The sequence below is a fragment of the Streptomyces sp. SID8374 genome (assembly GCF_009865135.1).
Lineage (GTDB): Bacteria > Actinomycetota > Actinomycetes > Streptomycetales > Streptomycetaceae > Streptomyces.
In genome coordinates, this window is the sequence record NZ_WWGH01000001.1 from 2,339,720 (window position 1) to 2,355,030 (window position 15,311).

Here is a 15,311-nt window from a genome sequence, read left to right on the forward strand (position 1 = left end):
CGAACCATCCATGCCGCCACCGCCCGCGCACTCCCCCGGTCCCCCCGCCCCGCCGATCCCCCTCGCCGAACTCCTGGCCCGGGAGGAGCTGGGCCTGCGCCGGATCGCGGGCCCGGCCGAGGCCGAGCTGCTCTGGGTGCACACCTCGGAGATGGCCGACCCGTACCCGTACCTCCTCGGCGGTGAGCTGCTGCTGAGTGCCGGGGTGCTGCTGACGGACCCGGACCACTACGTCGGCCGGCTGGTGGAGGCGGGGGCGGCGGCGCTGGGTTTCGGGGTGCGGCCGGTGCACGAGACGGTCCCGGAGGCCCTGATCGAGGCGTGCGACCGTTACGGGCTGCCGCTGCTGGAGGTGCCGCCGGAGACCCCGTTCACGACGATCGCGCGGGCGGTGTGGCGGCTGATGGCGGAGGCCCGGCACCGGGAGCTGCGGCGGGTGACCCGGGCCCAGCAGGCCCTGGCGACGGCGGCGGCCCGCCCCGACCCCGTACCGGCGGTCCTCCACCAGCTCGCCACGCAGCTGAGCGGCCGGGCGGTGCTGCTGACGGCGCGGGGCGAGGAGGTCCACGCGGCGGGCCGCCGCCCGCCCCCTAAGGCGGCGGCAGCGCTGGCACGCCTGGCCCGCGTGGTGGCCCGCGAACGCCCCGGCTCCCCCGCGTCGGCCACGGACACCCTCGGCGCCACGCACCTGTCGGCGTACGCGCTGGGCGGCGGCGAGGGCCTGGCCCTGACCCTGGCGACCTCACGCCGGGAGGCGGGCGACCACACGGTGGCGGGCGTCGCGGTGGTGCTGCTCTCCCTCCTGACCGCCCCGCACCAGGGCGCGGACGCGGCGGCCCGCTCGGCGGCCCTGGTACGGCTGCTGCTCGGCGCGACGCCCACCGAGGTGGCCCCGCTGCTGGACGGAGGCGGCGCGGACGGCGGTCAAGAGGCCGGCGCCCCTTGGACGGTGATCCACGCCCGCCGCACGGACGGCATGAAGGCGGACGCCCTGACGGCGGGGGCGCTGGGGGCGTCACTGGGCTCGGCCCTGGTGGACGCGGGCCGGGAGGACGACGACACGGTACGGGTGCTGCTCCCGGCGGCCGCTCGGGAGACGCCCCGAGAGCAGCCCCCGGCGCCCGCGCAAGCCCCCACCGTGTCCCCGCAACCGGGCTGGACCCTCGGCGTCTCCACCCCCACCCCGCCCTCGGCCCTCACCACCGCCGACCTCGGGGCCGCCCGCGCCCTGGCCCACGCGGAGGCGACCCGCACCCCGCTGAAGGCGGACGCCCCCATCACCGGTCTGGCCGCCCTGATCCCACCCGACCGGGCAGCCGCCCACGCCCGCACCCTCCTGGCCCCGCTCACCCCGCCCCTGGCCGAGACCCTGCGCTGCTGGCTCTCCCTGCACGGCAGCTGGGACCGTACGGCGGTGGCCCTGGCCGTCCACCGCAACACGGTCCGCCAACGGATCGGGCGGTGCGCGGAGTTGCTGGCCATGGACCTGAACGACATGGACGTACGGACGGAGTTGTGGTTCGCCCTACGGCAGGAATAGCGGCCCCGGTGCGAGGAACGGACCCCTGAGGTGTACGGCCCGCTCAGCCATGCCTTATGTTGCAGTGGCAAAGGGGGATCGCATGGCAAGGGATTACGACAGCCAGCTGCTGGAGTCGGTGGGGGTACGCCGACGCAGGATGCGGGACGCCCTGCTGTTCGGCGTGGAGCGCGCGCGGCGGACGGCGGACGAGCGCCTCGGCAAGGTATTCGCGGGGATCGCCATCACGGCCGTGCTCTGCGCGGGGTGCGTGGGGTGGTCCTTCCTCCAGCACACCCTGGACAAGCAGAAGGCCGAGCAGCAGAAACAGCAGCAACGACAGGCGCAGCAGTACGGGCGGTCGCCGCATTAGCGGTGATCACCGCACCGCATTCCCTATCGGAGATGGGAAAGAGCGCACAGTGCCTTATTGGCCCATTGGCCCGAAATTCCGGAAAATCGCGATGATAGGTTTCCGTAAGTGGTGAGCACAGCAATGACGTCCCGCTCGGAACTGAGCCGGGTGACCCTGGTCGGCGAGCGGCGCCGGGCCGACATCGTGCTGCCGTCCGACACCCCGATCGGCCAACTGCTGCCGGACATACTCCAGTTGCTGGACGACCGGGCGGCATCGCGGCCGCTGACCCGGCAGTTGATCACCTCCGACGGTTCGGCCCTGCCGCACGACAGCACCCTGGCCTCGGCCGGCATCAGCGACGGTGCCGTGCTCCGGCTGGTCAGGATCCACGCCGCTCCGCCCGCCCCGGTGGTCCACGACGTCACGGACCAGGTGGCCGACACCCTCGATCTACAGGCCTGGCGCTGGCGTCCGGCCGCGCGCAGGGTCGCCGCCGGGGCTTCGACCGTGGTGTTCGCGGTGATCGCGGCTCTGCTGGCCCGGCGCGAATTCCCGCTGGACACCCTGGCCGGCGCGCTGGCGGCCGTCACCGCTGTCCTCCTCGTGGGAGGCGCGCTCTGCGCCCGGATCGGCGCGGGCAACCGCGGGCTGGCGACCGCGCTGCTGTTCGTCTCGGGCGGCCTCGGTGTTCTGACCGCCTGGACCGCCGCCGACGCCTACGACTGGTCAGGCCCGGCCCGGCTGGCCGCGGTGGCGGCGGCAGTGACCTTGGCACTGCTGCTGCTCGGGTTCTTCTCCCCGCTCGGACGCGGTGGCCTCATCGGCGCCGGAGCCACGGCCGCCGTCACCGCGGCGTGGGAGGCCGTCGCCGCGGTGGAGTCGGATCCGGCGCGGCTGGGCGCCGTGATGGCCGTGCTCTCCGTGGTGCTGCTCGGCATGCTGCCCCGGCTCGCGCTGATGGCGTCCGGGCTGACCGCACTCGACGACCGGCGGTCGGGCGGGGTGTCGGTCAGCCGCCACGACGTGTCCAACGCGCTGGCCGCCACCCACCGCGGCCTCGCCCTCGCGACCGTGGTCACCGCCGTGTCGGCGACCGCGGCGGGCTGGCTGCTCACCCTGTCCGCACAGCCGACCGTGTGGACGGTGCTCCTGCCCTCGGTGGTCGCGGTGGTCCTGCTGTCGAGGGCCCGCGCGTTCCCCCTGGTGGCCGAGGTGGTGGCGCTCTTCACGGCCGCGGCGGTCCTCGCCGTACGTCTCGTGATGCTGTGGATGGAACAGGCGTCCGGGGGCTCGGGCCCCGTGCTCCTGCTCGGAGCGGCGGCGCTGCTGCCTCTGCTGGCCCTGTCGGTGGAGCCTCCCGAGCATGTACGGGTGCGGCTGCGGCGCACCGCCGATCTGGTCGAGTCCATCGGCATGGTGGGGCTGTTCCCGCTCGCGATCGGTGTGTTCGGCGTGTACGGGCAGCTGCTCAACAAGTTCTGACAGGGATGCGCGGGTGCTCCGGCTCGGGGCATCGCGGCGGAGGAGAAGGGCAGACATGCCGAACGGGGACAACTGGCAGGGCGATGTGCTGCGCGATCTGAGGGGCGCGTCCGGACCCCCTGCGGCGGGCACCGGCGGGCCGTCGCCCTCCGTACCAACCGCTCCACCCATCGCGCATGCCCCCGGAACGCCCGCTCCGCACACGGCGCATGCCCCCGGAACGGAACGAATACCCGCCCCGGCGCAGCCGCCCACCCCCCAGCAGATGCCCGCCCCGCCCCGCCCCCGGCGCCCCACGGCCCCCGATGCGCGGGCCGTGGTGGACAGCGCGCTGAGCGGCACGGCCCGCCGCCCGCAGCGGGGTGAGCCGGTCGGCGTACGGGTCACCCGGGCGGTGCGCCGGATCGTCTCCTCCTCGGCGGCGCGCGAGGTCGCCGAGCTGACCCGGACCGCCGAGACGCTCCAGCAGCCGGTCACGACCGGGCGGCAGATCGCCGTCACCTCCATCCGGGGCGGCGCGGGCAAGACGACCGTGGCCGCCCTGCTCGGCACGGCGTACGCGCACTACCGCCAGGACCCGGTCCTCCTGGTCGAGGCGGACCCGGCGCTCGGTTCGCTGCCGCTGCGGCTGGGCGCCGAGGCGCTGCGCTGGACCACGGCCGATCTGGCGGACATCGTGGAGCCGCAGATGTCGCTGCTGGACGTCACCGGCTACCTCGTCCAACTCCCCGAGAACGCCTGGCTGCTGCCGGGCAGCCAGGGGCAGATCGGGGCGATGCTGGACACGTCGGCGTACGAACGGGTCATGGTGGCGCTGCGCCGTTACTTCGGGGTGACCGTCGTGGACTGCGAGACGCTGCCCGCCGAGGTCGCCCGGGTGGCGCTCTCCGCGTCCCAGGCCCGGGTGCTGGCCGCTCCCGCGACGCTGGACGGCGTCACGAGCACGTACGCCGTCCTCCAGTGGATGCAGGGGCTCCCCCGGCACATGATCGACGGCACCGTCGTCGTCCTCTCCAGTACGGTCGCCCGCCCCGGGATCGATGTCGAGGCGGCCGCCGAGAAGCTCAGGTCCACCGGCGCCGGTGTCCATGTCCTGCCGTACGACCGGCACTTGGCCGCCGGCGGCGTCCTCCGTACCGAACTGCTCGCCCGACCGACGCGCCTGGCCGCCGCCCGGCTCGCCGCCGAGGTCTTCCAGCTCTCCCAGAAGCGCCGGTGACCCCGATGCCGTGCATGACCCACGAGCCGACCGCGAACGCCGGACGAAGCCGATGAGCACCCGACTGATCCACCGCCCCGCCCGGACCACCCGCCCGCCGGCCGCGCCCGCGCCCCGCACCATCGAGGCCCCGCCGAACCTCCCCGAGGGGAAGGCGGGCAACATCGCGATGTCGCTGCTGCCGGTCGCCGGGGTCATGTCGTCCGTCGTGATGATGACCGTCGTCCGCAACAGCCAGTTCGCCGCGCTCGGCGCGATCATCCTGGTCGTCACCGTCATCGGTTCCGTCGCGCTGCTCTTCTCCCAGCGCGGCAAAGCCCAGCGCACCCGCCGCACCCAGCGCGAGGCCTATCTCGCCTATGTGGAGGAACTGCGCGAGGAGTTGTCGGCCGAGGAGCGCGAGCGGCGTGAGCGGGCGGACGTGCTGAACCCGCCGCCGTACGCCCTCTACGACATCGTGCGCGACCCGGCACGTCTCTGGGAGCGGCGCCGGGTCGACGACGACTTCCTGCGGGTGCGGGTCGGCACGGGCGAGATGCCCGTACGGGATCTACAGATAGCCGAGCCGGGGTCGTCGGTGCTCACGCCGCCCGACCTGTTCATGCTCAACGAGGCCTCGGCGCTGGTGAAGCGGTTCCGCAACGGCACCGAACTGCCGCTGACTGTCTCGCTGGACCGGATCGGCAACGTCAGCGTGATCGGCCCCCGCGAGGACTGCCTGCGGGTGGCCCGCGCGCTGCTCGTCCAGACCGCCGCGCTGCACGCCCCCGACGACGTGGCCATCGCCCTGGCGGCGCCCGGGGACCGGATGGCCGACTGGGAGTGGGCCAAGTGGCTGCCGCATCTACTCGACACCGAGCAGTTCGACGGCCCGGTCGCCGCCCGCCGCATCGCGCCCTCCGCCCCTCAGCTCGCCCGGCAGCTCGGCCCGGAGCTGCGCCGCCGGGCCTCGTACGCGGCGGAGGTCCGGCGCGGTCTGGCCGGACGGGACGCGCTGTCCATGAACTCCCGGCTGCTCGTCGTCACCGACGGGCACGGTGAGGACGCCGTCGACCTGCCGCGCCCGGACGACGCCGTCGGCCTGAGCGAGATGGGCGTCACCGTGCTGCACCTGCTGGAGCGGCGGGTGCAGGAGCCGGGGCAGGTCAGCGTACGGATCACCGTCGACGGCACCGACGTGGTCATCGAGGACCTCAGAGCCCCCGAGCCCTTGGAGGCGCACGGCTCGGTGGACGAGGCCGGTATCCCGTTCGCCGAGGGCCTGGCCCGGATGCTCGCGCCGCTGCGCCTGTCCGCCGAGTCCCTGGCCGACGCCCCGCTCTCCGGGCCAGTCGAGTTCGCGGCGATGCTCGGCATCGACGACGTGGCCCGCCTCGACCTGGACCGGCTCTGGTCGCCGCGCGGCGAACGCGCCTTCCTGCGTGTACCGATCGGCATCAGCGACTCCCACGAGCCGGTGCTGCTGGACCTCAAGGAGTCCTCGGAGCTGGGGATGGGCCCGCACGGCCTGTGCGTCGGCGCGACCGGTTCGGGGAAGTCGGAGCTGCTGCGGACGCTGGTCCTCGCGCTGGTGGCCACGCATCCGCCGGAGGACCTGGCGCTGGTGCTGGTCGACTACAAGGGCGGGGCGACGTTCGCGCCGTTCGCGGAGCTGCCGCACGTGGCGGGGGTCATCACCAACCTGGAGAACCAGGCGGGGCTCGTCGAACGCGTCCACTCCTCCCTGGCCGGTGAGGTCAAGCGCCGCCAGCAGGCCCTCAAGGACGCGGGGAACGTCGCCGACATCGGGGACTACGCGGCCCTGCGCGCCGAGAAGCGGCCGGACCTCGACCCGCTGCCGCATCTGTTCGTGGTGATCGACGAGTTCGGTGAACTGCTCACCGCCAAGCCGGACTTCATCGACCTGTTCCTCTCCATCGGCCGGATCGGCCGGTCCATCGGCGTCCACCTCCTGCTCTCCAGCCAGCGCATCGAGGGCGGCAAGCTCAAGGGCCTGGACACCTACCTCTCCTACCGGCTCGGGCTGCGGACGTTCTCCGCCGACGAGTCCCGTACGGTCCTGGACACCACGGACGCCTTCCACCTGCCCCCGCTGCCCGGCTTCGGCTATCTGAAGGTCGACACGAGCCATTACGCCCGCTTCAAGGCCGGTTACGTATCGGGGGGTTACCGCGGTCCGGTCCGCAGGACCGAGGCCGAGGAGACCGGCCCTCTCGCGCTGCCGTACGAGGCGTTCAACACCCTGGCCGGACCGGGCGAGGCGCAGCAGGCCCCGGAGCCGGCCTCGCGCCGCCGCGAGACGGGCCCCACGGAACTCGGCGTCATGGTGGACCAGTTGACCGGCGCCGCCGCTCCCGTACGGAGCATCTGGCTGCCCCCGCTGCCGACCGCGACCGCTCTGGACACCGTCGCCGGTCCGCTGGACATCGGCCCGCGCGGGATGCGGCTCGCCGGGGCCGGACCGTCGGGCAGGCCCCTGCGCGTCCCCCTCGGCCTCCTCGACGACCCGGCCAAGCAGTGGCAGGGGAAGTGGTTCCTGGACCTCACGGTGGCGGGCGGCCACGCGGCCGTGATCGGCGGCCCGCAGTCCGGAAAGACGACGCTCCTGCGCACCCTCGTCCTCTCCCTCGCCCTGACCCACACTCCACGCGAGGTCGGGGTCTACGGCCTCGACCTCGTCGGCGGCGGCCTCCAGGCGCTGTCGGGGCTGCCGCACGTCGGCGGTATCGCGGGCCGCGCCGACCGGGAGCGGGCGGCGCGCACCGTCGAGGAGGTCCGCACCATGCTCGCCCTGCGCGAGGACCTCTTCCGCGAGCACGGCATCGACTCGGTCGAGCAGCTGCGCACCCTGCACGCGGCCGGCCGGCTGCCCGAGCTGGCATCGGCCGAGATCCTGCTCGTCATCGACGGGTTCGGCGCGCTCCGCGACGACTTCGACGAGCTGGACGACGCGATCGCCGACATCCTCAAGCGCGGCGGCGGCTACGGCATCCACGTGGTCGCGGGCATGCTGCGCTGGAACGACGTACGGATCGCCACCCAGTCGAACTTCGGCACACGCGTCGAACTGCGGCTGAACGACCCCAGCGAGTCCAGCATCGACCGCAAGCTCGCCGAGACCCTGTCACCAGACGAGCCCGGCCGCGTCCTCACCGACGGCAAGCTCTTCGCCCAGGTGGCCCTCCCCCGCACGGACGGGGTCGACGACACGGCGGATCTCGGGGCGGTCCTGGAGCGTACGGCTCGCTCGGTGCGGGCCACCTGGAGCGGCGAAGTAGCGCAGCCCGTACGGGTGTTGCCGCACATCCTGGAGCCCCAGTCACTGCCGGGCCCGGCGGCCGAGCCCACCCGCGTACCGATCGGACTCGACCAGTCGGCGCTCGCGCCCGTGCTGCTGGACCTGTTCCAGCACGACCAGCACCTGCTGGTGCTGGGGGACAGCGAGTGCGGCAAGACGAACCTGCTGCGGACCGTCGCGCACGGCCTCATCGACCGTTACGGCGAGGACGAGTTGGTGTTCGCGGTGATGGACCCGCGGCGCTCGCTGCGCGGTGCGGTCCCGGAGGAGTTCAACGGGGGTTATGCCTACAACCCCAAGCTGTGCATGGGGCTTTCGATGGGCATCGCCACCGAACTGGAGAAGCGGCTGCCCGACGAGAACGCCCGCCTGGAGGACCTGGAGCCCGGCAACTGGGGCAAGGGCCCGCGGATCGTGGTGCTCGTCGACGACTACGACGTCCTCACGACCGCCGGACAGTCCCCGCTGGCCGCGTTCCTCCCGTACATCCCCTCGGCGGTCGACATCGGCCTCCACTTCGTCCTGACCCGCCGGGTCGCCGGTGCGTCGCGGGGCATGTACGAGCCGCTGGTGCAGGGCCTGCGGGAGTCGGGGGCCTCGGCGCTGCTGATGGCGGGCGACCGCAGCGAGGGCCAGCTGTTCCCGGGGGTGTACGCCTCCCAACAGGCGCCTGGCCGGGGCGTGTTCATCCGCAGGGGCCAGCCGAACCGCCTGATCCAGACGGTGTACGCGCCGAAATGACGTACACCGCCGCCGCCCCCATGACCGTCCACCACCGAACCCGAACGACAAAGGACCGGACGACCACCCCATGACCAAGGACGTCATCGCCCTCACCTCCAAGATGCCCGACCCGTGGACCGTACTGGCGGGCCTGCTCTCCGGCGGCCCGGACAAGCTGGTGGGCACGCGCGGGGACGGCGCGGTGATCCAGCTCTGCGACCCCGAGGGCCGGCCGCTCGTCTCCGTGGAGGCGCCGCTGCTGGTCTCCGTCGAGGGGGAGGCCGAGCGGCTGCTCGGGGCCACGGCGCCCCCGGTCCCGTACTGGTGGACGGAGGCACGCGCCACCACGGGTGTCGCGGAGGCGGAACAGCTCGCGGGCACGTTCGCGACCCGGCTCGCCTCGCTGGTGGGCGGCTCCGCCTGGCCCCCGGACGCGGCCGGCTCGCTCGCCGTGGTGAAGACCGAGGGCGTGAGCGTGGCGCCGGAGCCCGCCGCCGCGCAGCCCGCGATCGACGTCCTCACCGAGCGGGTCGCGGTCGTCATCCAGGACCGCCCGGTGGTGGCGATGACGGCGTGGCTCTCCGACGCCTTCCGGGCGGCGGCCGAGGCGGGCCTCGGCCTCCAGATCGTGAGCCCGGCGGGCGCCACGCTCTCCCCCGCCGTACAGGACACGTTGGGCGGCTGGCCGTCGCGCTGGATCGTGCAGGACGAGCGGGACGGCTACTACGACGGCCTCACCGGCGCCGTACTGCGCTGGCAGGACGGCATGTTCGCCCCGGTCATCTCCCCCGAGGCGACGGAGGACGACCCGCGCACCCCGGTGGCGGCCACCTTCCAGCAGGTCCACGACACCGGCGAGCGCCAACTCGCCCTGACCTTCCGCATGGTGCACCCGGCGGACGACCGGCTGGTGCTGGGCGGCGGGCTGGAGACGGTCTGGCGGGAGCTGACGGGCGAACCGCCGGCCGGCTGGGGCACATCGGAACCGGCGACGCTCCCGTGGTCGCTGCGCCGTCTGACCGACGTCGCGCACGAACGGGCGCCGGAACCGACCTGGTTCGTCGTGGTCGGCAACCGGGCCCGGCCGGGCATCGCCACCGTACGGATCACGCGTACGGAGGCGGGGGTGGAGGAGCACGTCACGCTCGCGTTCGGCTACGGCAGCGACGACGAACTCCCCCTGGACACCCTGCCCGCGGCCGCCGAGGCGCTCGCCACCCGCCACCGCCTCCAGTCGATGCTCGTACAACTTCGCAAAGCACGACGCGATGTGGCCGTGCCCTCGCACTTCGAGGGCCCCGGGGTTCCGCTGGCCTTCGTGCTGGGCGCGGAGGAGGTCCGCGTGATGCCGGGGGACCGGGCCCGCCGCACACCGCTGGCCCGGCAGCCGGTGGCGCTCGGCCCGAGGACCCGGCCCGCGCTGTACTACCCGCTGCCGGGCGACCCTTCGGACCTGTCGGGCTGGCAGGAGTACGAGCGGCTGATGCGCCATCTCAAGGGTGCGTAGGGCGAGGTGGCCGATGTCATGGGTTGGTCACAACGCCACTCTGGCCGATTGCAGATTGCAGTCGTGACGCAAGGATTGATAGACATGAATCCGAACACTCATGCGTTCGTTCGAGGTGTTGGGGGAAGACGATGAAGTTCGACATGGGGGCCTCGGTCCTTTCCACGCTGATCTCGCATTCACAGGGCGCGAGTACGGACCTGGGGACGCTGATCCGGCAGCTCATCGCGGCCGCCGAGCCGCTGGAGGGCAAGTTCAACGGAGCGGGGAAGGTCGCCTTCGACGACTTCAAGAACCGCTCCGACGAGATCACCGCCGCGCTCAACGCCTCGCTGTCCGGAATCCTGGGCGGCCAGTCCGGGATGGACGCGGCGTTCGGCTCGGGTGACCAGGAGCAGGGCGAGAACGCGAAGACGCAGATGGCGTCGGCCAATTTCGACGCGGCACGCTTCGGCGGCCGCTGAGCCCGCCCGCGCACAGGGTCTTCGGGTATTTCGGGGTTTTCGGTTTTCACCACGGGGAGTGATGGTTGATGGGCAGCACGGACCGGCGTTCGTACGACACGGGTGCCTCGACGGAGGTCCAGGGCAACATCCAGCTGGTGATCGCCCAGCTGGAGCAGGTGATCACGGCGCGGGACACGCAGGTGAAGGCGGCGATGAACGATTTCGCGGCCGACGGCGTCGCGGACGAGTACCACGGCAAGGAACTGCGGTGGAACGCGACCTCGCAGGAGGTCAAGAACATCATCCAGCTGCTGCGTACGACGCTGGAGAAGAACGACGGCACGGCCTCGCAGACGCTGGCGCGCGCGAAGGCCGCGGTCGACGGCATCGGCTGACGCGGCGGCCGGCGTGAGCCGGTGATGGGTTGTTCGAGGTCTGTTCCAGGTGGTACGGGGGTGGGGCGCCGGTGGCGGCGTGGGATATCAAACCGCAGGGCGTACAAGGTCAGTTGAAGGTCGTCGGTACGCATGCCGGTGATCTGGAGAAGGCGCTCAGCGCGCTCATGACGGACCTCTCGGAGGCGGCGCAGGCGGCGGGGACGGCGGTGCCGGGCACCGCGGCGAGTACACCGCTGCACGGCCCGGTGGCACCGGGACAGGCGCCGTTGTCGCAGGCGGCGATGGGCCCGGTGGCGGCCGCTCTGGGACAGTACGCGCAGGCGCGGCAGGCGCAGTTGAAGTCGATGGCAGAGCGGATCCAGGCGGCGGTGCTCGGGGCGGCGACAGCGACCAACGAGTACGTCGAGGGTGACCTCGACACGGCCAAGCAGGCGCAGGACGCGGCGAAGTCGGTCCGTCTGGACCTGCTCAAGGACATGGGGGCCGGCAAATGAGCGACGACCAACCGGTCAACCTGGAGGGCATACCGGTCTTCACCGGGAACCTCGCGCTGCTCGACACCAAGGTGACCGCGCTGACCAAGGACGGGGCGAAGATCTCCTCGGCCGCGTCCGACATCCACAGCAGCTTCGGTGGCCTGCAGGCCTTCTACAAGGCTCCCGAGGCCGACCAGCTGTTCGCGACGACCAAGCCGGTCGCCGACCGCGGGGCCTCGCTCAAGTCCGACCTGGCCACCATCACCAGCGCGCTGAGCACCTACTCGGACGACGCCTATCCCCTGGTCGAGAAGTTGAAACGGCTCAAGCGGGACGCGGGCGCCTTCCTCGTCAAAGCCAACGCCGACGACAAGTGGCGCGAGGACGGCGGCCTGGTCGAGGAGAACAACAACCGCCGTGACGAGATCGCCGAGACCTGGGCCGCGTTCCAGGCGGTCGAACGCGCCTGCCACAACAAGATCATCTCTTTGGTGCCGGGCGGCAAGCAGCTCAAGGTGGACGACGGCTCCGGCGGCAAGGGCATGTACGGCTACGACGCCGAGGCCCTGAAGCACGCCAAGGGCCTGCCCTGGGGCGACCCGGTCAAGGAGTCGACACCCTGGTACCACATCCACGAACACCTCTGGGACTTCGGCAAGGGCCTCGTCGTCGACGGTGTCTGGGGCACGATCAAGGGCCTGGGCACTCTGGTCGGCACCGACGGCTGGGATGCCATGAAGCAGGCCTGGACGGGCCTGGCCAAGCTGGGCACGGGCATCCTCATCTCCGCCACCCCGCTGGCGGCCGCGTTCTGGCTGGCACCGGAGGACAAGCTCCCCTCCTGGCTGCGGGACTCGCGCACCGCGATGAAGGAGACCGGCAAGGCGCTGCTGGCCTGGGACCAGTGGAGCGAGAACCCGTCGCGCGCGGCGGGGGCGGTCACCTTCAACGTGGTGACCACCGTCTTCACCGGCGGCACCGGCGGCGCGGTCGCCGGCGGCGGCAAGGCGGCCCTCGCGGCGAAGGCCCTGTCGTTCGCGGGCAAGGCGGGCCGGGCCATCGACCCGATGACGTACCTCTTCAAGGGCGCGGGCGCGGGTCTGACGAAGATCAGCGATGTGATGGCCGGGCTCAAGGGCATGGGCAACATCGAGATCCCCACCCTCCCCCCGGGCACGATCACGCTCCCGGACGGCGGCTTCAAGCTGGCCGACGGCACCCTGCACCTGCCCGAGGGCGCGGCGGTCCCGGACGGCGCGTTCGAGGTCCCGAAGGGCGCGGTCAGGCTCCCCGAGGGCATGGACATCCCCGCCGGAGCGGTCGACCTCGGCGACGGCGTGGTCCGCCTCCCCGAGGGCATGGCCCCGCCTGCGGGCTCACTGCCGATCCCGGAGGGCGCTCTCAAACTCCCCGAGGGCACCACCGCGCTCCCCGAGAACACGGTCAGACTGACCGACCTGGACGGCAACGCGGTCCACATCGACGCCCAGGGCAACCTCCTCAAGGAGGACGGCACCCTCAAGCAGCACCACTCAGCCGCCCCCGACGGCAACCCGGCCGACAACGCCCCGATCAGGACCGACGCGGACACCCCGCTGCCCCGCACACCCGCCGAGGAATCCGCCCTGGTAGGCGCGGGCGCCCGCACCGGCGGCGACCACATCCGCCTGGGCTCGGACTTCGCCGACACAGGACGGCTGGGCGACGACGTGTCCCGCACGGGCGACAACGTCCCCGGCTTCGACAGGACACCGGGCGGAACGGCGAACCACCTTCCGGGCGGCTCGGCCCCGGACAACCTGCCGACCAACAGCCTGGACAACGCCACTCCGGGCAGCACCCCGGGCGGCGGCCGGGGCGGCGGGCCGGGCGACCACCTTCCGGCGAACAACCTCGACGGAGGCGGCCTTACGGGCACGGGCGGCCGCGACATACCCGGCGGATCAGCCGCAGACAACGGGATACCGAGCGGTGGCGCCGACAACGGCGGTGTTCCCGGTCCACGGAACCCTGACAGTGCCGACCTCGGCGGGGTCGACGATGCGGCCCGTGGCAGCGACGGCACTTCTACGCCGCCGGGCTTGACACGCCAGCCCGTACCGCGCCCCACCTTCATGCTTGACGGCCCCAACCCGTACGGGAGGCCCGGTTCCCTGACCCTGGAGCAGATCGAAGAAATCCAGGTGTACAGGGCGAACGAGGAGCCGGGCTACTTCGACCGCTACTACCGAAGTGACGGGACTCGCAAGCGAGTCGAGGTCCATGACGAGAGCGGATTCACTCCCCCACAGCTCGCTCAACTGTCGAAGGACGCTCCCTGGGGCCGCGCCAAGGACGCGCCCGCACCTCCCAAACCTCACTTCCTCGACTCGAACTACATTTCGGTGGGGGCGGACACCGTAACGAGCCAAGCCAGGCTCAAGATTCTTGACACAGCTGCACAGAAGCGCTACTTCGCCATTCAGTGGGACAATCTCGTAGCAAAATGGAAGGGTGAGACAGGGCTCGCTCACGAAGCGTTGGGCACGCCCCAATCGGCTGCGCAATGGGCTGAAGCCCGGGGAACCTACAAGGAATCTCACACCCACATGGGGAAAGCCGCCGAAGAATTCGGCGAGAAGGCGGCAGAGCATCACTTCATCGCAGAACGGTACCCAGATTTCGAGAAGCAGTCGCTCCTCGGCCCGAAGAGCGGCAATGATCAGTTCGACCAAGTCTGGAAACACGATGATGGCCGAGTTGTCGTCATCGAAGCGAAAAGCAGCGTCGATACAGAGCTGGGCAGGCGAAAGCTCCCCAACGGTAGGCAGGTCTCCCAAGGCAGCAGAGAGTACTTCCTGGACATCATCGCAGAGATGAAGAAGCGCGGTGAACGCGATACTGTTCGCGATCTGCAAAAAGCCCTCAAGGCCGGAAAGCTGGACTACGTCGTCGTCAAGGGCGAAAAGAATTCTGGAACGTATACTGGCTATCAGTACCGGCGGTTCGACATCAGCAAGGGGACTCTTCCGTGACCACAACTATCGCCCGCCATGATCTGTCGGCAGGCCCCGATGCCGAACGCCTCGCGGACGGTCTTGACGAAGACCTGATCGAGGAAATCGATGACCTTGAGACGACTGCGGTGCTCATCGACTCGGCCTTCAGCTCCGCCCGCCTGTCTTTGAGTGCCAGGTGCGTGGCAGACCCGCGGGCCTCGGCGGTCGAGACGTGGGAGTCCACGGTCAACGCCCTCCAGCTCGGTTCGGCACTGTTCGCGGTGACAGGTGCGCAGGACGGCTCGGTCCAATGCCGGATCAACCGAAAGCTGCGGACCATCCCGGCGACCGGACCGATGTCCACTGCTGACGCCGGTACCTGGCTCTCCGCCTTCTGGCTGGCCGTCATCTGCCGTGATCAGGACCGTATGACGCAGCTCAGCGAAATCCCGCTGGAGCGGCTGCGCTCGCCGGAGGGCTCCTACGACGAGTACATCTACCACTGGGTGGACACCCTCCAGAGCTGGTGGCTACGGCGACCGGACCTCGCGGACAAGCTCATCGCCACGATCGAAGCCTCCGACCCCGCCGTGGCACGCATCGCCCCCCAAGACCTCCTCCAGGCCGTGCTCTATCCGCCGATCAACCTCTTCTACCACTACGTCCGCAACGACCGGGACGGATTCGCCCCCGCCCTCGCGGACGCCCTGAAACTCCACAAGACGTACTGGACCCTGACCGAGGACCGCGCCAAGGACATCGACGGCAGCATCGCCCTGGGCCCCCTCGCCATCGCCTGCCTCGCCTACGACGCCGAATTCCCCCTCGACGTCGAATCCGATTACCTCCCCAAGCACCTGCTCCAGCGCACCTGGCTCGGGGAGTTCCCCACCTGATCGCTTCCGCA

The 15,311-nt window shown here is 71.4% G+C and carries 11 protein-coding genes; all 11 read left to right on the forward strand.

Translation table 11 applies throughout. The features are described 5' to 3' along the window. Window positions 1-10 precede the first annotated feature (10 nt). The 11 genes from GTY67_RS10335 to GTY67_RS10385 all read left to right on the forward strand — a co-directional run bounded on the left by GTY67_RS10335 (window position 11) and on the right by GTY67_RS10385 (window position 15,300). A complete protein-coding gene (locus tag GTY67_RS10335; RefSeq protein WP_161278466.1) occupies window positions 11-1,540 on the forward strand; it encodes a PucR family transcriptional regulator in 1,530 nt (509 codons plus the stop codon). Window positions 1,541-1,622: 82 nt separating this feature from the next. Beyond that, complete coding sequence (locus GTY67_RS10340; protein ID WP_093688467.1) at window positions 1,623-1,892, forward strand: hypothetical protein; 270 nt, start codon at window positions 1,623-1,625, stop codon at window positions 1,890-1,892. Between the two features lie 123 nt (window positions 1,893-2,015). Then, window positions 2,016-3,359 carry a type VII secretion integral membrane protein EccD gene (gene eccD / locus GTY67_RS10345; RefSeq protein WP_161280021.1) on the forward strand — a complete coding sequence of 448 codons (1,344 nt, stop codon included), beginning with the start codon at window positions 2,016-2,018 and terminating at the stop codon, window positions 3,357-3,359. Between the two features lie 55 nt (window positions 3,360-3,414). Continuing rightward, the gene (locus GTY67_RS10350; RefSeq protein WP_161278467.1) at window positions 3,415-4,578 is read left to right on the forward strand and encodes a MinD/ParA family protein; all 1,164 of its coding nucleotides are present in this window, start codon (window positions 3,415-3,417) and stop codon (window positions 4,576-4,578) included. A gap of 52 nt (window positions 4,579-4,630) precedes the next feature. Next, window positions 4,631-8,617 carry a type VII secretion protein EccCa gene (gene eccCa, locus GTY67_RS10355; protein ID WP_161278468.1) on the forward strand — a complete coding sequence of 1,329 codons (3,987 nt, stop codon included), beginning with the start codon at window positions 4,631-4,633 and terminating at the stop codon, window positions 8,615-8,617. Window positions 8,618-8,687: 70 nt separating this feature from the next. Next, window positions 8,688-10,106, forward strand: a complete 1,419-nt coding sequence (locus tag GTY67_RS10360) for a DUF6177 family protein (RefSeq protein WP_161278469.1) — start codon at window positions 8,688-8,690, stop codon at window positions 10,104-10,106. A gap of 131 nt (window positions 10,107-10,237) precedes the next feature. Beyond that, a complete protein-coding gene (locus GTY67_RS10365; protein ID WP_093688477.1) occupies window positions 10,238-10,570 on the forward strand; it encodes a hypothetical protein in 333 nt (110 codons plus the stop codon). A 65-nt stretch (window positions 10,571-10,635) separates the two neighbouring features. Next, window positions 10,636-10,947 carry a pore-forming ESAT-6 family protein gene (locus GTY67_RS10370; protein ID WP_093688479.1) on the forward strand — a complete coding sequence of 104 codons (312 nt, stop codon included), beginning with the start codon at window positions 10,636-10,638 and terminating at the stop codon, window positions 10,945-10,947. Window positions 10,948-11,018: 71 nt separating this feature from the next. Then, complete coding sequence (locus GTY67_RS10375) at window positions 11,019-11,444, forward strand: DUF6507 family protein (RefSeq protein WP_093688481.1); 426 nt, start codon at window positions 11,019-11,021, stop codon at window positions 11,442-11,444. Then, a complete protein-coding gene (locus GTY67_RS10380; RefSeq protein ID WP_161278470.1) occupies window positions 11,441-14,440 on the forward strand; it encodes a hypothetical protein in 3,000 nt (999 codons plus the stop codon). The genes GTY67_RS10375 and GTY67_RS10380 overlap by 4 nt, the downstream gene beginning before the upstream one ends. Next, complete coding sequence (locus GTY67_RS10385) at window positions 14,437-15,300, forward strand: immunity 49 family protein (protein ID WP_161278471.1); 864 nt, start codon at window positions 14,437-14,439, stop codon at window positions 15,298-15,300. Before GTY67_RS10380 ends, GTY67_RS10385 begins: the two co-directional genes overlap by 4 nt. The last annotated feature ends 11 nt before the right edge of the window (window positions 15,301-15,311 follow it).

What these genes read in the sequence shown, in the direction of transcription:
- GTY67_RS10335 (WP_161278466.1), top strand. Translation starts at nt 11, where the DNA reads ATGCCGCCACCGCCCGCGCACTCCCCCGGTCCCCCCGCCCCGCCGATC.
- GTY67_RS10340 (WP_093688467.1), top strand. Translation starts at nt 1,623, where the DNA reads ATGGCAAGGGATTACGACAGCCAGCTGCTGGAGTCGGTGGGGGTACGC.
- eccD (WP_161280021.1), top strand. Translation starts at nt 2,016, where the DNA reads ATGACGTCCCGCTCGGAACTGAGCCGGGTGACCCTGGTCGGCGAGCGG.
- GTY67_RS10350 (WP_161278467.1), top strand. Translation starts at nt 3,415, where the DNA reads ATGCCGAACGGGGACAACTGGCAGGGCGATGTGCTGCGCGATCTGAGG.
- eccCa (WP_161278468.1), top strand. Translation starts at nt 4,631, where the DNA reads ATGAGCACCCGACTGATCCACCGCCCCGCCCGGACCACCCGCCCGCCG.
- GTY67_RS10360 (WP_161278469.1), top strand. Translation starts at nt 8,688, where the DNA reads ATGACCAAGGACGTCATCGCCCTCACCTCCAAGATGCCCGACCCGTGG.
- GTY67_RS10365 (WP_093688477.1), top strand. Translation starts at nt 10,238, where the DNA reads ATGAAGTTCGACATGGGGGCCTCGGTCCTTTCCACGCTGATCTCGCAT.
- GTY67_RS10380 (WP_161278470.1), top strand. Translation starts at nt 11,441, where the DNA reads ATGAGCGACGACCAACCGGTCAACCTGGAGGGCATACCGGTCTTCACC.